This window comes from Fusobacterium mortiferum ATCC 9817, from assembly GCF_000158195.2.
Classification (GTDB): Bacteria; Fusobacteriota; Fusobacteriia; order Fusobacteriales; family Fusobacteriaceae; genus Fusobacterium_A; species Fusobacterium_A mortiferum.
The window spans coordinates 90,805-111,077 of the sequence record NZ_GL987988.1 but is presented as its reverse complement, the minus strand read 5'-3'; the positions used below and the strand labels follow the sequence as shown (position 1 = coordinate 111,077).

Below are 20,273 nucleotides of genomic sequence, written 5' to 3'. Positions count from 1 at the left end.
TTACTTCATCAAAATAATTTCATAACTATAATCATTTTGACTATTCTCTTCCAAAATAATTTTTTTCTTTCTATTTTTTACAAAATCTTCTACAAAATCAAAATATAACTCTTTAAAAGCTATTTTCAATTTTTTAGACAAAATCACTTTTATGATATTTATGTCCTCATCTTTAGCACACTCTTTTATTTCTGTCATCATCTCATGGATAACAGAATCTTTGGATTTTATTTTTCCAGTTCCTTCACACATAGGGCATCTCTCTTGAAAGTAATTATAAAGAGGTTTTCCTGTTCTTTTTCTTGTCATCTCTATAAGTCCTAAATCTGTAAAATGAACTATATTATTTTTTATTCTATCCTTAGAAAGATTTTGTTCTAAGGCTTCTAAAACTTTTAATTTATCCTCTTCTAATCTCATATCAATAAAATCTATTATTATAATTCCACCTAAATTTCTCAATCTAAGTTGTCTAGGTATCTCTCTTGCTGCTTCTAAATTAGTGTTTAAAACTGTTTGTTCTAAGTTATAGCTTCCAGTATTCTTTCCTGTATTCACATCTATACTTATTAATGCTTCTGTTTTTTGGATAACTAAATATCCACCACACTCTAATCTTACTTCTTCTTTTAAAGCATTTTCTATCTCTTTTTCTATCCCATATCTTTCAAAAATTCCAATTTCATCATCATTATACAGCTTTATTTTTGTTTTTAAAGTCTTTTCACTAAAAGCATTAATATAATCAATTACTTCCCAATATACCTCTTCGTTATCTATAACCAATTCATCAATCTCATTAGAAAATATATCTCTAAGTACAGTAGCTACTATTCCATTATCTTTATATAATACTTCTCCTATTTTGGCTGTACTTGTTTTTTTCTCTATATCTTCCCATTTTTTTACAAGATATTCCATCTCTCTTTCAAAATGAAAAATACTCTTTCCTTGAGCAGCAGTTCTAATGATTACTCCCATATTTTCAGGTTTTAAATCTCTCACTATCTCTTCTAATCTATTTCTTTCCTCTTCCTCTTTTATCTTCTTAGAAATAGCTATATGATTATTATTAGGCATTAATACTAGATATTTTCCTGGAATAGTATAGTGAGTAGTAACTCTTGCTCCTTTAGTTCCTCTTGGTTCACTAAGTACTTGTACTACTACCTCATCTCCTACTGTTAGTATATCTTCAATAGGTCTCTCACTATTACATATTCCATCTAAATATTTCTCTTCAAATTCTCTTAAATCATTTACATATAAAAATGCATTCTTTTCTAATCCTATATTTACAAAAGCTGATTCCATTCCTGGTAAAACATTTGCTACCTTTCCTTTATAAATATTAGCATTTATTCTTCTTTCTTCCTCTCTCTCTATAAGGACTTCTACAACTTTTTCATCTTCTATAATAGCTGCTCTTGATTGAAATTCATCTATGTTGATTACTATCTGATTCATTCTATTCCAACTCTCCCTTTAGTACATCTAACCTAGAATACTCTTTACCATTTACAACTACACTATCTCTATCTATTGAGTTATCTATTTTTATCTCAAAAAACTCTTTTAATCTTATTTTATTTACTTTTTTTATTCCTACAAGCTTAGAAATATTTTTTTCATTAGCTAATATTTCTAATTTTTTCTCTCTATCTATAATTTTTTTGAAAAAACTATAATAGATTTCTGTTTCTACTAACTCTCTAAAAGCTGGATGAAATGGTCCACCTAAAACTACTCCATCCTCTCTTAAATCCTCACTTGGCTGTAACCCTACTCTTATTATATTTATACCATTACTTTCTAATAATGCATATATTTTTCTAGTTCTAGCTATTGCCTCTTCTATTGTAAGAGGAGTATACTCCCCTTTTAAAAACATATTCTCCATTTTAGTATTTTTTATTACTAAAGTAGGATAGATTCTTACCATATCAGGTTCCATATCTAGAGCTTTTACTGCTGTTTCATAGTCACTCTCATCTGTAGATTTAGGCAATCCTATCATAAGTTGTATCCCTAGTTCTATACCATATTTTTTTATAGTTTTACAAGCTTCAGCTACTACACTTACTGGATAATATCTCTCTGTTGCTAATAAAACTTCTTCGTCTAATGATTGAACTCCTAACTCAACAGAAGTTACTCCATATTTTTTTAATTGAGCTACTATCTCATCATTTATACAGTCAGGTCTTGTTGATAATCTAATTCCTGATATATCTCCTCTTTTTATATATTCATATGCAGTTTTTAGATATTCCTCTTGTAATTTCATAGAAATCCCTGTAAAAGTTCCACCAAAGAAAGCCACTTCTTTCTTGGAATTCTTTGGAAGAGTTTCTAAGTACATTTCTATGATATTTTTTAAGTCCTCCATTGTTACATCAGTTTCTCTACCATTTATTTTTTTTTGATTACAAAAAACACATGAATTTGGACATCCAAAATGGCTTATAAATACAGGTATATTATAGTGCTTCATGAATTTTTACCCCTAATTTCTTACATAGAGATTTTGCTGCTGCCTGCTCTGCTGTTTTTTTATTTTTTCCTGTACCTCTATCTGATTTTTCTTCATCTATACCATTATCTATCTTTACTTCTATCTCAAATATTTTCTGATGATCTGGTCCTATCTCATTGATAACTGAATATTCTGGAATAACTCTATAATTTTTTTGACTATATTCTTGAAGAATAGTTTTAAAATCTAAAATCTCTTCATTGCTATCTACATGGTCAATAGAATCTTTTATGTGTGTTAAAACAAACTCTTTTGCTGTTTCAAAATTAGAGTCCATGTATATGGCTCCTAAAATAGCTTCAAAGGCATCTCCTAAAATAGAACTTCTCTCTCTTCCTCCAGTTAACTCCTCTCCTCTACTAAGTAAAAGATACTTTCCTACTTCTAACTTTTTAGAAATTCCAGCTAAAACTGGCTCACTTACTACCATAGATTTAACCTTTGCTAAATCACCTTCTGTAGAATTAGCATAACTTTTATATAAATATTCTGTAACAACAAGATCTAGAACTGCATCACCTAGCAGCTCTAGTCTTTCGTTACTTATTTTTTTATATCTTCTATGCTCATTTCCAAATGAACGATGAATAAGTGAATTTTTTAGAAGTTCTTTATTTTTGAAAGAATACCCAAGATTTTTTTCAAAATCTAAGTAATTTCTTTTCATTATTTCCTCCTAAAATTATTTATATTTTCTCATAGCTATTACAGCATTATGTCCACCAAATCCTAATGAACTTGACATAGCTACATTTATCTCTTTCTCTACTGCTACATTTGGTACATAGTTTAAATCACAATCAGCATCTGGGTTATCATAGTTTATTGTAGGTGGGACTACTCCTTCAGATATAGCTTTAGCTATAAGTACAGCTTCTATTCCTCCTGCTGCTCCTAATCCGTGTCCTGTTGCTCCCTTAGTTGATGATACCATTAAATTCTTAGCACAATCTCCAAATACAGATTTTATTGCTGCTGTTTCATTTCTATCATTTGCCGGTGTTGATGTTCCATGAGCATTGATATATGTTACTTCATCAAGAGATATATTTCCTTCTTTAAGAGCCATTTTAAATGCTCTTGCTGCTCCTTCTCCACCATCTGCTGGAGCTGTTATATGATAAGCATCACAAGTCTCTCCATATCCTACTATTTCAGCATATATTTTTGCGCCTCTAGCTTTTGCATGTTCTAACTCTTCAAGAATTAATACTCCTGCTCCTTCTCCCATTACAAATCCATCTCTATCAGCGCTAAATGGTCTTGAAGCTTTTGTTGGCTCATCATTTCTTGTAGATAATGCTTTCATATTAGCAAAAGCATTCATAGCAAATGGAGTTATAGAAGCTTCTGTTCCTCCTGCTATCATAGCTATTGCTCTTCCATTTTTTATCATTTCAAAAGCATCTCCCACTGAGTGAGTTCCTGATGCACAAGCTGTAACTATTGATTTATTTGGTCCTTTTGCCCCAAAATATATTCCTATATTTCCAGAAGCCATATTTGCTATCATAGCTGGAATAGTAAATGGAGATATTCTTTTTACTCCCTTTTCTAGCATTGTTTGATGTTGAGCTTCAAATATCTCAATTCCCCCTATACCAGAAGAAACTATTACTCCCACTTCTTCAGCGTTAGTTTCATCAATTACTAATTTCGAATCTTCTAATGCCATTTTTGTAGCTGCAATAGCAAATTGAGTATTTCTAGCTAATTTTTTTACTTCTTTTTTTTCAATTCCAAATTCAATTGGATCAAAATCTTTTACTTCTGCTGCTATTTGTACTGGCATATCAGTAGCATCATATGATTCTATTCTTCCTACTCCTGTTTCCCCAGCTACTATTCTTTTCCAGCTTTTTTCAATTCCTGTACCTAGTGCAGTTATAAGTCCTATTCCTGTAACTACTACTCTGTTCACAATACCACCTCAATTTTATTTACTATATATAAGTGACGGGGTACTTTCATACCCCGCTTTCTTTTATTTAATTAATTATTTAGATTCGATATAATCAATAACGTCTTGAACTGTTTTTATTTTTTCAGCATCTGTATCAGGGATTTCTACATCAAACTCTTCTTCGAAAGCCATTATTAACTCAACTGTATCTAATGAGTCTGCTCCTAAATCCTCTACAAAGTTTGCCTCAGGTACTACTTGTTCAGCGTCTACTCCTAATTGCTCAACTACTATCTCTCTTATTTTATCTAACATTTTTCTTCCTCCTTAATTTTTTCTTTATCTATTTTAAAAAACGTTATATATAATAGATTTTACTATATATTTGACAAATCTTCAAGTTTTTCTATATTTTTTACCTCAATTTCTTTGTCAATCTTTTTAATAAGTCCTGCTAAAACCTTTCCAGGTCCTATTTCATAAATAGTTGTTACCCCTTCAGATTTTAATTTTTTTATAGTATCTACCCATTTTACAGGTCCAAAACTTTGTCTATATATTTCATCTTTTACCTCATCTACAGAAGTTAAGATATTAGCTGTAGTATTTGCTACTAACTTTATATCAGTCATAGTAAAATTATACTTCTCAGCTTCCTCTTTTAATTTTTCTCCTGCTTCCTTCATAAGAGATGAATGGAAAGGACCTGATACTGCTAATGGCATAGCCCTTCTTGCTCCTGCTTCTTTTAAAACTTCACAAGCTTTTGCTATAGCATCTTTTTCTCCTGCTATTACTGTTTGCTTAGGTTCATTGAAGTTTACAGCCTCTACTACTCCATCTACCTTTTTTAACTCTTCAATTATCTTATCTGAATCTAATCCGATTATAGCTGCCATTCCACCATTTACTTTTTCAGCTACTTCATTCATAAACTTTCCTCTAGCAGAAGTAAGTTTTACTGTATCCTCTATTAAAAGATACCCTGCAGCTCCAAAAGCAGCATACTCTCCTACAGAGTGCCCAGCTACATAGTCAGCTTTTACTCCTTTAGCTTCTAATAATTTTTTTAATATTAAACTCATTGATACAATTGCTGGTTGAGTATTTTTTGTTTCTTTTAATACCTCTTCTGGTCCCTCAAACATAACTGTTTTTAAATCAAAATCTAACTTTGAAAATAGGTTGTCAAACTCTTGTCTAGCTAATTCATTATTTTCATATAATTCTTTTCCCATTCCAACATATTGTGTTCCTTGTCCTGGAAATACGAAAGCTATTTTAGACATATTCTCCTCCTTAATAAAACACCTGTATTTTAATATATCATAGCTATTTAAATATGTCAATATTTATTAGTATGCCCACTTCATTATTATTGAACCATAAGTAAGTCCTGCACCAAATCCTGTAAGTGCAATCATATCACCTTTTTTTACCATTCCTTTTTCTAATGCCTCACCTAAAGCCAATCCTACTGAAGCTGAAGAAGTATTTCCAAATCTTTGTAAATTCATATAGAACTTTTCTAGAGGTACATGAATTCTTTTAGCTGCTGATTCAATAATTCTTACATTTGCTTGATGCGGAAATATCATATGTAAATCTTCTGATTTTACATTAGCTATTTTCAAAGCTTTATTTGTTGCACTTGGTAAAGCATGAACAGCAAATTTAAATACATCTTGCCCTTTCATTTTTACAAAATTTTCTCTATTTACTATTGTTTCTGCAGTATTTGGCTTTTTAGTTCCTCCAGCTGGTGTTCTTAAAATATCCTCATCTTCTCCCTCAGCTCCTAGATAAGTAGATAACATTCCAAATCCTTCTTCTACCTCTCCTACTACTGCTGCTGCTGCTCCATCTCCAAATAATATACAAGTATTTCTATCTTGCATATCAATTATTCTTGAAAGAGTTTCTGCCCCTATTACAAGAATATTTTTATAAATTCCACCTCTTATTAATCCTCCAGCAACTGTAAGTCCATATATAAATCCACTACATGCAGCATTTAAATCACAAGCTGGCACATTTTTTATCTCTAATTTATTTTGAACAAGACAAGCTGTAGCTTGAACTAGGTAGTCTGGACTGCAAGTAGCCACTAATATCATATCTATATCCTCTTTTGCTATTCCTGAAGCTGCTATTGCTTTTTTAGCTGCTTCTACACATAAATCTGAAGTAGCTTGTTCAGGAGCAGCAAATCTTCTTTCTTCTATTCCTGTTCTTGTTCTTATCCACTCATCACTTGTATCTATTATTTTTTCGAAATCAAAGTTAGTCATTACCTTTTCTGGTACATAATACCCTAATCCTTTGATACCTACACTTTTAAATTCCATTTTTCCTCCTAATCTAAGGTTTTATTTTCACTATTTTCCATATCTATAACATTTTTCAACTCTTCTACAAATTTCATTTCAGCAAATTTATTAGCTACTTTAATAGCATTTTTTATACCATTTGAATCTGAATTTCCATGTGCTTTTATAGAAAGTCCATTTAATCCTAAGAACATTGCTCCTCCATATTCTGAGGAATCCATTCTTTTCATTATATGTTTCATAGCTGGCTTTAATAATAATGCTCCTAATTTATATATAAAAGATTTATTTATCTCTTCTTTTAAAGATGAAACTACAAACTTCGCTATTCCTTCAGCTGTTTTTAGAACCATATTTCCTGTAAATCCATCAGTAACTACTACATCTATTTTTCCATTCATTACTTCTGTACTCTCTACATTTCCAGCAAAATTTATGCTTTTATTCTCTCTTAAAAGATTATATGCTTCTCTTGTAACTTCATTCCCTTTTCCTTCTTCAGTTCCTATATTAAGTAAGCCTACTGTAGGATTTTTCATTCCTAATAATATTTCCAAATATTTTGAGCCCATTATAGCATATTGATTTAAAAACTCTGGTTTACAATCAGCGGTAGCTCCTACATCTAGCATTAACATCTTACCTTTTTTATTAGGAAACATTGTTGCAATAGCTGGTCTAAGTACTCCTTTTATTCTTTTTAATTTAAGTTGACTCGCTGTAATTAAAGCTCCAGTATTTCCTGCTGATACAGAAGCATCTACTACTCCTTCTTTTACTAGTTCCAAAGTTCTATTCATAGATGAATCTTTTTTACTCTTTACAGCTGTAACAGGGTCATCTGTCATTTCTATTACTTCTCTAGCATCAACTATCTCTATTTTTGTACTATCATATTTGTATTTTTTTAACTCTTCTTCTATTATCTCTTTTTTTCCAACAAGTACAAGGTGTAAAGACTCTATTTCTTCTAATGCCTTCATAGCCCCTTTTATCGTTTCAAAAGGTGCCTTATCTCCACCCATAGCATCCAACGCTATTTTCATTACTGTCCTCCTATAAAAAAATTCTCCCTATATATTATACATCATAATTTAAAATTTTAAAAATATTTTTAATATAATTTATAATAAAAAAAGACAAGAGCTTATCTTGTCTTTTTTTATCTAATTAAACAATCTAATTACTCAGCTTGTCCTGCTAGAACTTGTTTACCATTGTAATCTCCACATGAAAGACATACTCTGTGTGGTCTTCTTGGAGCTCCACATTTTTCACAAGTTGTTAATCCAGTTCCAGTTAAAGCATGATGAGATCTTCTCATGTTTTTCTTAGCTTTAGATGTTTTCTTCTTAGGTACTGCCATCTTAGTTTCCCTCCTACTTACAATCTTATTTAAAAATTAATTTTTTATCTGTAATAATTGTTGCCATCGTGGATCTATCCCATCATTACTATGTTTCTCTATTTCTGAATCATCTTCACAACTAGGTTCACATTGTGGATATGGTGGCATATCTAATAATATATACTCTCTTACTAAGCTTTCTAAATCTATTATTCCATTTTCTATTGGGTCATAAATTTCATTTTTATCAATTTCACACTCAGTACTTAAGCTCTTTAAATACTGTATATATTGATTTTCATCTAAGAATGTTCCCATAAAATCATTTTCTAGTTTTAAATTAAACTCTTTTAAACATCTTACACATTGTACTCTTAGTATTGTTGAGTAATGTCCACTTATTTCAACTTTTCCATTGTTATTTACAGCTGTTCCAACAACATGTACTTTTTCTATAAGTTCAATATCTTCTATATTTTCTATATAGAAATCAAACTTTAAAATCTGGTTTGGAAAATCTTTAATCTCTAATTTCAAAACAATTTCCTCCAATCGTACACCTAGATATTTTACTAACTTTTTTAAATATTGTCAAGTAATTTTTCTTAACAAAGGATTTTTTATTCTATACATTAAATAAAAATTCCATTAAATCTCCATCTTGTACTATATACTCTTTTCCTTCTAGTCTAAGAACACCAGCTTCTTGTGCTCCTTTCCATCCAGAATATTTTATAAAGTCATCAAAAGATACCACTTTTGCTCTAATAAAGCCTTTTTCAAAATCTGTATGTATCTCCCCCGCTGCTTTTGGTGCTGTATCTCCTATTTTTATTGTCCAAGCTCTTACCTCTTTTACACCAGCAGTAAAATATGTTTGAAGTCCTAATAACTTATATCCTGCTCTAATAAGTCTATTAAGCCCAGCTTCCTCTACCCCTAAAGCTTCTAGATACTCTTTTTTACTCTCTTCATCATCCATCTCTTGTAATTCTGCCTCAACTTTAGCAGATACTATTACAACTTCTGACCCTAACTCTTTTGCATATTCTCTAACTTTTTCTACATATTCATTACCTGTTGCTAAATCATCTTCAGATACATTAGCTGCAAATATCATAGGTTTTAAAGTTAATAGTTGATAAGTTCTAACTAGTTCTAATTCTTCGTCATTCATTGACAATGTTTTTAAAAGCTGAAAATTTTCTAAGTGAGTCTTACACTTTTCTAAAACTGGCATAAGAGCCATAGACTCTTTATTTTTGTTCATAGCTAATTTTTTATGTTTCTCTATAGCTTTATCTACAGTTTCCATATCAGCAAAAATTAACTCTGTATTAATTACTTCTATATCTCTTATAGGATCTACTGAGCCACTTACATGGATTACATTATCATCTTCAAAGCATCTTACAACTTGACAAATAGCTGCTGTTGTTCTAATATTTGATAAGAACTTATTTCCAAGTCCCTCTCCTTTTGCTGCTCCCTTTACAAGCCCAGCTATATCCACAAACTCCACTGTTGCTTGAACTACCCTTTGTGGATTGATTATCTTTGATAATTCATCTAACCTTGAATCTGGTACAGTTACCATCCCTACATTTGGTTCTATTGTACAAAATGGATAGTTTGCTGCTTCTGCTGCTCCAGCTTTTGTTATAGCATTAAAAAGTGTTGATTTACCTACATTTGGAAGTCCTACTATTCCTATTCCAATCATTAAAAAACTCCTCCTAAAATTTTTTATTACCATAAATTTTATCATATATTAAAAACTTTGTAAATCTTTTCTATAATTATTATATGAAATTTTTCTGAAAAAAAAGACTAAAAGTTTTTATACTTCTAGTCTTAAAAACATTCTGGTGGAGATGACGGGAATCGAACCCGTGTCCGAAACTACCAGCGCCATAGGCTTCTACAATGCTTAGTCTACTATTTTATTTCGCAACAATCACTCCCGCAGACAGGGCTAACTGAAGCTATTCTCTAAAATGTCCCTTTGAGCTTAGAGAAATCACTAAAGGTAATCTGTATATTGGTAACACCTCGGTTGGATTCTCCTACAGAAGAGAGAAACCAGAGGTGAGCTGACTAATTAAGCAGCTAAAGCGTAATTTCTGTTTCCATCTAAACGATGTGTTGACCTCTCACAGCGGTCATCCTGGCATGCTACCTATAACCTCATAACCCCGTCGAAACCTTTGCATCCCCATTATTTAATTGTACATAATAGTATAACATATTTTAAAAAAAATTTCTATCTAATTTTTGTCATTCTTTGAATATCTCTTTGTGCATCTCTTTTAGCAATACTTTCTCTTTTATCATAAGTCTTCTTACCTCTAGCTAGAGCAATAGATACTTTAACATATCCCTTTGAAAGATGTATATCTAATGGAACTATTGTATACCCCTTTTGAGTAACTTTCTCATGAAGTTTTCTAATCTCTTTTTTATGTAATAATAATTTTCTAACTCTTCTCTCCTCTGGATTGTATACACTCCCAAAACTCCAAGGAACAATAGACATTCCCATTATAAATACTTCTCCATTTATAATTCTAATAAAAGATTCTTTTATACTTACTTTTCCAGCTTTAGCTGATTTTACTTCGCTTCCAACTAACTCTATTCCTGCTTCAAATTTATCTTCTATAAAATAATCAAAATAGGCTTTTTTATTCCCTGCTAAAACCATAATTTCCTCCAATATTTTCATTACTATCTTACAATATTATACTGTATTTTATATTTTTTTTCTATCCTTTTTAAGTTTTGTTATTAAAATACAAAAAATATTTTTTATTCCCCCTTGATTATTAAAAAAAATATGGTATACTCTTACCAAGATTGGATTAGATGAAAAACAGAAAAGGTTTTTGTTTTATAAATATATTACTTCAAATAAGTCTTATTCTGCTATTATTAAGTTTTGGTTTTATCTACTTTAAAAAATTAATTGAAAGAGAGGAGTTGATAAGAGCTAAAACAGAAATTTATGAAGTTTTTACAACATATGGTATCAAAGCCCATAATAGTAGAACAAATTATGAAGTGAAATTAGACTATCTTAAAAAAAATATTACAATTTCTCAAATGTCTGTTATTGATAAAGAGATTATCCATCTACCCCAAAATTTAAAATATATTACTATTTTTGATAAACAAACCCAAGAAAAATTTAATGCTAAAATTACTTCTCATGGAAATATCACACCCTCTTTTAGTATTTATATTTTTGATTATAATGATATTGCACAATACAGGATATCTTTTTATGGATTCGACTTAATAAAGTATATGCAAATTAATGTATACAGAAATATTAATGATACAACCCCTAAATATAATACCATCTTAAATTTTCACAACAAATGGACTACTACAAATCCTAAATGGAAGGAGGAGTAAGTATGAAGCTTATCATTATTTTACTTTTCTATTTTATAACTAGCTTTTTATTTGGAGAAAATACTACACAAGAGATAGTAAAAGTAAATATTATAATTAAAGGAAATAACTATATTACATATTTTATTCTTTCTTCTCAAGAAAATCCCAATAATTTTTTTATTGTAGGTGAAAAATTATGATAAAGAATAATTCAGAAAAAATTAGAGAGATATTTAAAGAGTTAAATTCTAATACTAAGAAATCTAAAAATACTACTGAATTAAAAATTGATTCCTCCCTTGAAACTAATAATCCAATTGTTGTAAAAGGTCTCAGTGCTATTATACTATTAGGTGTTGAGAAAAGAGCTAGTGACATACATATAGAACCTCTAAAAAACAGAACTAGAATTCGTTATCGAATAGATGGATTACTTTATGAAGAGATGGGTTTTGATATTTCTCTTCATTCCTCTATTATATCTAGATTAAAAATTATTTCAAATCTTAATATCACTGAGAAAAAACTTCCTCAAGATGGAAAATTTAGAATGAAAATAGATGAAAAAACTATTGATTTCCGCGTATCTATTGTCCCACTTATTACAGGTGAAAAGGGAGTAATTAGAATTTTAGATAGTGAAAGTTATAATTTTAATTTAGAAAATATTGGACTTAGTTTAGAATATTATAATAAAATCTCTAATCTTATCAATAAAAAGAATGGAATAATTTTAGCTTGTGGTCCCACTGGTTCAGGTAAAAGTAGTCTTATCTATTCCATTCTAAAAAAATTAAATAATGGAGTAGTAAATATTTCAACTGTTGAAGACCCAGTAGAGTATGAAATAGAAGGAATAAATCAAGTACAATACAATCAAGAGATAGGAAGAGATTTTTCTACAATTTTAAAAGCTTATCTTAGACAAGACCCCGATATCTTAATGATAGGAGAAATTCGTGATTATGAAACAGCAGAAATTGGAGTAAAATCAGCTCTCACTGGACATTTAGTACTATCTACCTTACATACATATGACTCTCTCAGTGGAATTTTTAGATTACTCAATATTGGAATTGAAAGATATATGATTTCTGCTTCTGTTATTGGAATAATTGCTCAACGTTTAGTAAGGAGACTGTGTCCTCACTGTTTAACTATTGATAATAACTCTCTTGGAAAATTATCTCTTTTACAAATAGATTTAAACTCTTTTAAAGGAAAAACTTTTTATACTAATACTGGTTGTGAATATTGTAATTATACTGGTTATAAAGGGAGAATAGCTATATTTGAATTACTTATAATAGATGAAGATATAAAAGCTTATATCGAAAAAGGAGTATCTATTCAAGAGTTACAAAATCTAATAAAAAGTAAAAATGTAAAAACTCTAATTGAAGATGGAATTGAAAAAGCTCTAAATAAAATAACCTCATTAGATGAGATTATACGGCAGTGTTAATTATGAAAACTTACTTTTTTAAAGCATATAATATAGATAGAAAAAAAGTTTCATCTACTTTAGAATTTAATTCTGCAAAAGAGTTTCATAGATATCTCAATAAAAATAGATTGACTCTTATATCTTATAAGATAATTACACCTAAATATAAAATTACTCAAGAAAATATCCTAATATTTACACAAAATTTAAAAACTCTTTTAGATAGTGGGCTTACAATATCCTTGGTTTTAGATATCCTTAGTACTCAAGAAAAAGATATACAGTTTTCTAAAGTTATAAAAAATATACGAGATAAAATATTAAATGGAAATAGTATCTATTCTGCTTTTTATGACTATAATACTATATTTGGGGATACATATTTAAATTTACTTTTAGCAGGAGAAGAGTCTGGAGAGCTTGTGGAAAATCTTGATAAAATTTGTGAAATTATATCTCTTAAAGAAAAAATTAAAAAAAATATTAAGGAAGCTCTTTTTTATCCTGCTATAGTTTTTGTATTTACTATTTTTTTACTTATATTTATGCTTACATTTGTGTTTCCTAATTTTATTTCCTTATTTCAAGATACAAATACAACTTTACCTTTACTTACAAAAATTATTATATTTTTAAGTCAAAACATATTCTATATTCTACTTATCCTTAGCATACTTATCTTATTTTTTATAAAAATATTAAAAAAATTACCTTTGGAAAAATATCAAAGTTTTATATTCACTCTACCTTTTTATGGAAAAATAGTAAAGAAAAATTTAATTATATCTCTTTGTCAAAATTTTTCTATAATGAATAAAGCTGGAATAAATATTATTGATATTTTAGAAACTTTAAAAAAAGCAACTCCATATATTTTTTTACAAAAAGAGTTACAAAAAATTCAGCTTAAAATAAAAATAGGAAATACTATTGAAGAAGCTTTCTTGTCTACTAATCTTTTTTCTTCTACTGAAATAAAAACTATCTCTATTGGAGAAAAGACAGGAAGATTAAGTGAAGCTTTTTCCTCTATATCTTTTATTCTACAAAAAGATTTAGAATCCTATCTCTTTAAACTTACAACACTTTTACAGCCATTTTTACTTCTAATCTTAGGAATAATTATAGGTATCATAGTTTTAGCTATCTATCTACCTATATTTAACATTACAGATCTCATAATTTAAGGAGGATATTTTATGAAAAACAAAGGTTTTAGTTTAATTGAGGTTACAGTTGCTATTGCTCTTATTGGAATTATGGCAGGTATTGGTGTCCCAAAACTTCGTAGACAGATGGCTTTAGGAAGAGATACTAAAGCTATTGCTACTTTAGGAACATTACGAACAGCAAGTGAATTATATTTTATTGAAAATAGTAAACCTCTTTCTGAAACTCCAACTTCTGAAGAGAGTGAAAATATTACTACTGCTCTTAAAAAATTAGAACCTTATTTAGATGAAAAAACTTTTAAAGAGATAGAAGATGGAGAGTTGGAAATAGGTGGAAGCAGAGCTAAAAAAGTTGATATTGATGAAGCAGATGAAAATATTACTTATGGTGGTACTATCTCTCTTACTTTTAAAAATCCAGATATAAATAAATCTACTGGTAGTGATGGTGTATATATTTGGTTTAAACCTAGTGAAGGAAAAGAGTATAATACAAAGGGAAACAAATGGATAGAATATTAATTATAATTATACTTTCTATTATTATGTGGATAGATATAAAAAAACTGTATATTCCTAATTTTTTAAATCTTCTACTACTTATCATTGCTATATATTTAAAAAAATTCGATTATGAAATTATAGAAAATAGTATTATTGGTATGGGTATCTATACTCTTCCACTACTTTTTCTCTATGGTTATCTCTCAGACATATTAAATAAAGAGGTTTTTGGATTTGGAGATATAAAATTATTAATGACATTAGGATATATCTTAGGTTATAGTAACTTTTTTGATATATACCTATTCTATCTTATATCATTTATTTCAGCTTCTTTTATAGGAATTATACTATTAATAAGAAAAACAAAAAGAAAAGAGATTCCATTTTCTCCATTTTTGATAATTGGATTTCTTTTTTTATGGCTGAGGTAATTATGAAAAATAAAGCACTTACTCTTATAGAACTGATTATATCTTTAGCTCTTTTTTTCATAACTCTTTTTCCTCTAGTTAAATATATTCAATTTTCATTTGCTAGTAATAGAAGATACTTAAATTTAGAAAGAAGTTACTATAATTTTAAAGCCATTGAAAAACAATTGATAGCTCAAGATTATGAAACTTTAAAAACTCATTTAGGAAAAAGAGAGTATAATTTTGAAAATTTTGGAAAAGATAGCTTTACAGAAAAATTTTTTATACCATATCCAATTAATAAAAACTCTAATTTAAAATTAGAAATCTCTAAAACATATTATCAATTCGAAGATAAAAAATATGATTATTTAGAGGTTTATTTTATGTATATAGACAGTAATAAAAGTTTTGAAAGTAGAAATTTAGTTAGTAATTGGTGATTATATGAGAAAAAATTCTGGATTTTCTCTTTTAGAATTAATAGTAACTTTAGGACTTTTTTCTATCTTTTCTCTACTTATTTTTCCACTATTAAAAGTTTCTAATACTCTTAATAATTCTATTACTAAGCAAAGCCTTTTTGAAAAAGACTCAGCTAAGATTATATCATTAATAGAAAAAAGTATAAAAGATAGCAATATAATCAAGGGGAATTATATTGGAAAAGAGTATGTAGAAAATGGAGCTATAGTTTTACAATATGATAAGGAAATCTATCTTGGACTAACTGAAAATTTTTTTAAAAATAAAACCTCAAAAGGAAATACACTTTTTTTAGAATATCCTGTAAGTGATGGAAAAAATATTTTTTATTCCTTTATTATTTTTAGATTTTACTATGGAGAATTACAAGTGATTGAGTGTAAAAAAATCAATAATGAAGTCTATGTTGAAAATAAAAATACTATTCTTGAAAATATATATGGATATTTTGAAAAAATAGAAAACGGAATTATTATAGAGATGGAAATTTTAGATAGTGATTTTTTAAAAGCTAGGAGTTTAAAAGGGTATGCAAACTTTAAAAAAGAGATTGAAAAATAGAGCTTTCATATTAATTGGTACTCTTATTCTTATTGTCTTTATATTGGGAAATTTTTTATTGGGATATAGAATTATTTATAGAAAAGGTGATAGATTAAATTCCTATTTTTCTACTATTTCCATAGATTCAAAAGTACATAATTTACAAACTCTTGCTTATGACGAATTAAAAAGAATAGATAAAGAGATCTCTTCTGGTAATTATCAAAGTGGTGCTGAATATATTGGATTTGAAGAAAATTTTAATAGAGTTTGGCTTGGAAATAGTAAAAATAGCTATAGCTTTAATAGATATCTACTTTATAGAATAAGATTTAATGGAAAAACTTGTTATAAATATGGTGATGGAGACAATAAAAATTTTAAAGAGATTATTTTAGTTAATCTTTATTCTTATCCATATACTAATAATATAGTTACTATTGAAATAAAAAAAACTCTTACAAATCCTAAAGCTAATAATCAAGTTTCATTATTAGCTAAAGTAGACATAGAATATGAAAAAGGAAATAAAAATCCTCTTACCCCCAATAGTGAAAAATTAAAGGAGTTTGTGGTCAATTTTGAAAATAGTGTGGTTAAATAAATTTTTAAAAAAAGAAAAACTTAACTTCTTCACTCTTGAAGAGATTGAAAATTATAAAAACGGTATCCTGTTACTTGAGAGTAATTTTTTTCATCTTATTCCTCTTACTCTATCTAAAGATATTGATGAAAGAGAAAGAGAGTTTGAAATAACAGAGAAACTTGAAAATATCTTTGATGAATATGATAGTTTTTATTTTTTAGATAAGGAGATAATTTTAGAAGAAGATGAAGAGAAGGAAAAAACTCTCCTCATTCTAATTGAAAAAGATAAAATATATACTTTACTAGACAACCTTAAAGATAAGAAAACAGATCTTTTAGGTATATATCCTCTTTTTTTAATAGAACTTTTTAATAAAGATAATCTTGAAAAAACTTATATAGAAGTAGAAAATGACAAGTATAGACTCTACTATTTTTTAGAAAATAAATTAATTAATTTTCTAGAAGTAGATTTTGAAAAAGAAGAAATAGTTAATAACTCTACTTACTTAGAAGAAAATTTAAAAGGAGAGAGCTTTGTCTATCCTAACCAAAATGATATCATTGAGTATCTTTCCTTTTTAAAAATTAGAGAGTGGAAAAATTATCCTTTAGAGTTTAGAAAAGATTTCAATTTTCTTCCAACAGATTATATTAAAGAAAGAAATTATAAGAAAAACATAAAAATTTCCATTTTTTTTATCTCTCTCACTATAATAATTTCAACTATTATATTTTTTTCTATATATTTTTTAATTGAAAAAGAACAAGAAAGATTAAATATTTTAGAAAATAGTTACTCCACTTATCATGAAAAAAATTTACAAATAAGAGAGGAAATTTTAAAAATAGAAGAGGAGATAAAAAAATTAAAAGAAAAAAATAGAATAAAAGATTTTAATAAGATGAAACTTTCACAACTGATAAAAACTATATACAATAATGAAAATTTAGAGATTACATCTATTGAATATGGAGATGGAATGTTTACTCTTCAAGGAATAACAGATTTTGAAGAAGATATTTATAAATTTCAAAATAGGTTATTAAATTATAGATTTTTTAAAAATTTTAATCATGATTTTATAAAACTAAATAATAACAGATATGAATTTCATATAGATATAGAGGTGGAAGATGAAATTACTGAAGAAAATTGATTGTCAAGAATATAAAAGCCAAATTCTTCTTTTAATATCTCTTATTATTTTCAGTTTTATTATATATTCTCTTGTCTTATCTCCCTTTCAAAACTATTTACAAAAAAGAGAAAGAGTAAGCTCTTTGGAAATTAAAACTAGAAAGGAAATGAAGCAAAATCAAGCTAATAATCAAAGATATAAAAAACTTTTAGAAGAATTAGAGGAAACAGAAAAATATTACTCTAATCTTGAAGAAAAAACAAAAAAGAAAAGTTTTAAAAACGTAAGTAGTTTTGAAAAATTTATTAGTGAAAAATCTAACTTCTATAATCTAACCATTGAAACCATAGGAAGAGTAGAGAAAATAAGCGAAACAGATAAAATATATATCCCCTATATTATAAGCGGAGATATTTCAGATATTTTCTTATTTATAGAAGAATTAGAAAATAGTGATAAAAAAATTAGTTTTACAGATAGTATTACACAGATATCTACACTTCCACAAGGTAGACTTACTACAAAAATATCTTCCAATGTTCTAAATATCACTAACAAAGATATAAAAGAAGAAAAATTTTTTCCTATATCTAAATTGAATAATCAAAAAATTACTAAAATAAAATATCTCAATTTTAATAATAGAATATATATAATAGTAAATTATAAAAATAATAGTAAAAATATTTTCTATGTGGGAGAGGAAATAGTATTTGATAATTCTAAGTATAGGATTATACTAGAAAATAATTATCCTTTTTTACAACAGATAAAAAATTAGGAGAGGTTTTATGAGAAAAAGAAATCTTATACTTTTAATAATTTTCTTTATTTGTTATAATAGTTATGGACAATTTAATCATCCAAATCTAAAAACTAAAATTACATATGAGCTCAACTTACAAGATATTACCTTAGGAGAGACTCTAAATATTATTAGCCAAGAAAATAATATAGCTATTATCCCCAGTGATGATATAAAAAATATCTCAGTTGATATGTATTTTCCCTCTGATATATTATTAGAAGATATTCTTAATACTTTTATTAAACTATATAACTTAAAGCTTTCTAAAAGTGGAGATATATTTATTTTATCTAAAAGAGGTGAAAATAATAATTATATTTTCTCTGGAAGAATTCAATCTGAAGGTTCTGGAAAAGGTTTAGAAGGAGTTAAGATTACCCTTATTAATAGTTTTTCTCAACCTACACTATCTAGTTATGATGGAAATTTTATCTTAGAAGATATTGACCCTGCTGTATATATTGTACAATTTGAAAAGGAAGGATATTCTACAATAACTGATATAATTGATTTAAGTGAAAAAAATATCTTTTTAAATATCTCTATGAAAAGAGAAAACAGTTTTAACTCTAGTAAAAATATTTCAAAGCAAACTTCTAATAGAAATATAATCAATGGAGAGGAGATAGTTACAGAAAATATCTATCTATATAATAACAGTTGTGAAGATATAAAAAAATTACTTTCTGAAACTTTTGGAAACTCTTTAAAAATCTCTTCACTCCCTAAGAAAAATATACTTGTCCTTTCTGGAAAAGAGAATATTATCAATAGCTCTAAATCTCTCATACAGGAATTAGATAAAGATGTAGAGCAGATTAGAATAGATGCTCAAATTTTAGATGTTACTGACAATCTCTTTGAAACTTTAGGTTTTAATTGGATATATGATAACAGTGGCAACACAGAAGGAAACAATAGTTGGAGTATGTCATTACTTGGAAATAGTAGTATTTCTGGAATTGGAAGTATCTACTCTTCATCTATTGCAATCTCTAAACAATTTAATAGTGGAAATGATATTCTCAATCTTGGAATCAATCTTTTGGAATCTACTCAAGATTTAGTAGTAAGTTCTAGACCATCTATACTTGTTTTAGATGGGGAAGAGGGAAGTTTTAAAGTTGCTGAAGAGGTAATAGTAGGAGAGCAAAGAGAAGAAGATGAAGATACTAATAAAGTTATTACTACTCCAATATTTAGAGAGGCTGGAATAATTTTAAAAGCAACTCCTACCATTAGAAAAGATGGTTGGGTAATTTTAAAAGTTTTAATAGAGATTAGTAATTTCAAATTAAAAGTCAATAAAGATGAATCAGAGGAAAGTGGTACATATAACTCTGAAGGTGGTTCAAAAGTTGGAAGAAGTATTGAAACTACAATTAAGATTAAAAATGGAGAAACTATATTTATAGGTGGATTAAAAAAAGCTACTGTACATAATTTAGATAGTAAAATTCCTTATTTTGGAACTCTACCTATGATTAATTTTTTCTTTAAAAATCAGAATATTAGCCATGAAATTAGTGATATCTATGTAAAGATGAAAGTCAATATTGTAAATAATGAAAATGATTCCTTTGAAAGAGATGAAATACATCAAAGGGCAAAGGAAATAATAAATAGAAAAATTTATTAAGAAAAGAGGAAT

Annotated in this window: 24 protein-coding genes and 1 other RNA gene; 12 read left to right on the top strand and 13 right to left on the bottom strand. The window is 27.8% G+C overall.

Annotated elements, in window-relative coordinates:
* The 13 genes from FMAG_RS01525 to smpB all read right to left on the bottom strand — a co-directional run bounded on the left by FMAG_RS01525 (nucleotide 1) and on the right by smpB (nucleotide 10,821).
* On the bottom strand, nucleotides 1-1,467 hold the full coding sequence (locus tag FMAG_RS01525; RefSeq protein ID WP_005883403.1) for an Rne/Rng family ribonuclease: 1,467 nt from the start codon (nucleotides 1,465-1,467) through the stop codon (nucleotides 1-3).
* Nucleotide 1,468: 1 nt separating this feature from the next.
* Nucleotides 1,469-2,494 carry an elongator complex protein 3 gene (locus tag FMAG_RS01520; RefSeq protein WP_005883400.1) on the bottom strand — a complete coding sequence of 342 codons (1,026 nt, stop codon included), beginning with the start codon at nucleotides 2,492-2,494 and terminating at the stop codon, nucleotides 1,469-1,471.
* Complete coding sequence (rnc, locus tag FMAG_RS01515) at nucleotides 2,481-3,203, bottom strand: ribonuclease III (RefSeq protein ID WP_005883398.1); 723 nt, start codon at nucleotides 3,201-3,203, stop codon at nucleotides 2,481-2,483. The genes FMAG_RS01520 and rnc overlap by 14 nt, the downstream gene beginning before the upstream one ends.
* Before the next feature lie 15 nt (nucleotides 3,204-3,218).
* Nucleotides 3,219-4,457: a beta-ketoacyl-ACP synthase II gene (gene fabF / locus FMAG_RS01510; protein ID WP_005883397.1), complete on the bottom strand. Its 1,239-nt coding sequence runs from the start codon at nucleotides 4,455-4,457 to the stop codon at nucleotides 3,219-3,221.
* 75 nt (nucleotides 4,458-4,532) lie between these two features.
* Complete coding sequence (acpP, locus tag FMAG_RS01505) at nucleotides 4,533-4,754, bottom strand: acyl carrier protein (protein ID WP_005883395.1); 222 nt, start codon at nucleotides 4,752-4,754, stop codon at nucleotides 4,533-4,535.
* A 62-nt stretch (nucleotides 4,755-4,816) separates the two neighbouring features.
* A complete protein-coding gene (fabD, locus tag FMAG_RS01500) occupies nucleotides 4,817-5,728 on the bottom strand; it encodes an ACP S-malonyltransferase (RefSeq protein ID WP_005883393.1) in 912 nt (303 codons plus the stop codon).
* A 66-nt stretch (nucleotides 5,729-5,794) separates the two neighbouring features.
* Nucleotides 5,795-6,787, bottom strand: a complete 993-nt coding sequence (locus FMAG_RS01495) for a beta-ketoacyl-ACP synthase III (RefSeq protein ID WP_005883392.1) — start codon at nucleotides 6,785-6,787, stop codon at nucleotides 5,795-5,797.
* 8 nt (nucleotides 6,788-6,795) lie between these two features.
* Nucleotides 6,796-7,815 (bottom strand): phosphate acyltransferase PlsX, encoded by a 1,020-nt coding sequence (plsX, locus tag FMAG_RS01490; RefSeq protein WP_005883389.1) that lies wholly within the window; start codon nucleotides 7,813-7,815, stop codon nucleotides 6,796-6,798.
* A 137-nt stretch (nucleotides 7,816-7,952) separates the two neighbouring features.
* The gene (gene rpmF, locus FMAG_RS01485; RefSeq protein WP_005883387.1) at nucleotides 7,953-8,135 is read right to left on the bottom strand and encodes a 50S ribosomal protein L32; all 183 of its coding nucleotides are present in this window, start codon (nucleotides 8,133-8,135) and stop codon (nucleotides 7,953-7,955) included.
* A 36-nt stretch (nucleotides 8,136-8,171) separates the two neighbouring features.
* Nucleotides 8,172-8,654, bottom strand: a complete 483-nt coding sequence (locus tag FMAG_RS01480) for a YceD family protein (RefSeq protein ID WP_005883385.1) — start codon at nucleotides 8,652-8,654, stop codon at nucleotides 8,172-8,174.
* Between the two features lie 88 nt (nucleotides 8,655-8,742).
* Nucleotides 8,743-9,840: a redox-regulated ATPase YchF gene (ychF, locus tag FMAG_RS01475; RefSeq protein WP_005883383.1), complete on the bottom strand. Its 1,098-nt coding sequence runs from the start codon at nucleotides 9,838-9,840 to the stop codon at nucleotides 8,743-8,745.
* 143 nt (nucleotides 9,841-9,983) lie between these two features.
* Nucleotides 9,984-10,334: a transfer-messenger RNA gene (ssrA, locus tag FMAG_RS13520) on the bottom strand.
* 46 nt (nucleotides 10,335-10,380) lie between these two features.
* Complete coding sequence (gene smpB, locus FMAG_RS01470; RefSeq protein ID WP_005883381.1) at nucleotides 10,381-10,821, bottom strand: SsrA-binding protein SmpB; 441 nt, start codon at nucleotides 10,819-10,821, stop codon at nucleotides 10,381-10,383.
* A 161-nt stretch (nucleotides 10,822-10,982) separates the two neighbouring features.
* On the opposite strand from smpB, the gene FMAG_RS01465 reads away from it, so the two are divergent.
* From FMAG_RS01465 to FMAG_RS01410, 12 genes are all read left to right on the top strand, one after another.
* Nucleotides 10,983-11,534, top strand: coding sequence for a hypothetical protein (locus tag FMAG_RS01465; RefSeq protein WP_005883379.1), 552 nt, complete (start codon nucleotides 10,983-10,985; stop codon nucleotides 11,532-11,534).
* A gap of 2 nt (nucleotides 11,535-11,536) precedes the next feature.
* Nucleotides 11,537-11,716, top strand: a complete 180-nt coding sequence (locus FMAG_RS01460; RefSeq protein ID WP_005883378.1) for a hypothetical protein — start codon at nucleotides 11,537-11,539, stop codon at nucleotides 11,714-11,716.
* Nucleotides 11,716-12,981 carry a GspE/PulE family protein gene (locus FMAG_RS01455; protein ID WP_187073662.1) on the top strand — a complete coding sequence of 422 codons (1,266 nt, stop codon included), beginning with the start codon at nucleotides 11,716-11,718 and terminating at the stop codon, nucleotides 12,979-12,981. The genes FMAG_RS01460 and FMAG_RS01455 overlap by 1 nt, the downstream gene beginning before the upstream one ends.
* A gap of 2 nt (nucleotides 12,982-12,983) precedes the next feature.
* Nucleotides 12,984-14,150, top strand: a complete 1,167-nt coding sequence (locus FMAG_RS01450) for a type II secretion system F family protein (protein ID WP_040493510.1) — start codon at nucleotides 12,984-12,986, stop codon at nucleotides 14,148-14,150.
* A 12-nt stretch (nucleotides 14,151-14,162) separates the two neighbouring features.
* Nucleotides 14,163-14,657, top strand: coding sequence for a type II secretion system protein (locus FMAG_RS01445; RefSeq protein ID WP_005883372.1), 495 nt, complete (start codon nucleotides 14,163-14,165; stop codon nucleotides 14,655-14,657).
* Nucleotides 14,642-15,073: a prepilin peptidase gene (locus tag FMAG_RS01440; protein ID WP_005883370.1), complete on the top strand. Its 432-nt coding sequence runs from the start codon at nucleotides 14,642-14,644 to the stop codon at nucleotides 15,071-15,073. The genes FMAG_RS01445 and FMAG_RS01440 overlap by 16 nt, the downstream gene beginning before the upstream one ends.
* Before the next feature lie 2 nt (nucleotides 15,074-15,075).
* The gene (locus FMAG_RS01435) at nucleotides 15,076-15,498 is read left to right on the top strand and encodes a hypothetical protein (RefSeq protein WP_005883369.1); all 423 of its coding nucleotides are present in this window, start codon (nucleotides 15,076-15,078) and stop codon (nucleotides 15,496-15,498) included.
* A gap of 4 nt (nucleotides 15,499-15,502) precedes the next feature.
* Complete coding sequence (locus tag FMAG_RS01430) at nucleotides 15,503-16,102, top strand: type II secretion system protein (RefSeq protein ID WP_005883367.1); 600 nt, start codon at nucleotides 15,503-15,505, stop codon at nucleotides 16,100-16,102.
* Entirely contained in the window at nucleotides 16,071-16,688 is a 618-nt protein-coding gene (locus FMAG_RS01425) for a hypothetical protein (RefSeq protein WP_005883365.1), read from the top strand. The genes FMAG_RS01430 and FMAG_RS01425 overlap by 32 nt, the downstream gene beginning before the upstream one ends.
* The gene (locus tag FMAG_RS01420) at nucleotides 16,666-17,832 is read left to right on the top strand and encodes a hypothetical protein (RefSeq protein ID WP_005883362.1); all 1,167 of its coding nucleotides are present in this window, start codon (nucleotides 16,666-16,668) and stop codon (nucleotides 17,830-17,832) included. Before FMAG_RS01425 ends, FMAG_RS01420 begins: the two co-directional genes overlap by 23 nt.
* Nucleotides 17,833-17,956: 124 nt before the next feature.
* Nucleotides 17,957-18,595 carry a hypothetical protein gene (locus FMAG_RS01415; RefSeq protein WP_147368713.1) on the top strand — a complete coding sequence of 213 codons (639 nt, stop codon included), beginning with the start codon at nucleotides 17,957-17,959 and terminating at the stop codon, nucleotides 18,593-18,595.
* Nucleotides 18,596-18,605: 10 nt separating this feature from the next.
* Nucleotides 18,606-20,261: a general secretion pathway protein GspD gene (locus FMAG_RS01410; RefSeq protein ID WP_005883358.1), complete on the top strand. Its 1,656-nt coding sequence runs from the start codon at nucleotides 18,606-18,608 to the stop codon at nucleotides 20,259-20,261.
* The last annotated feature ends 12 nt before the right edge of the window (nucleotides 20,262-20,273 follow it).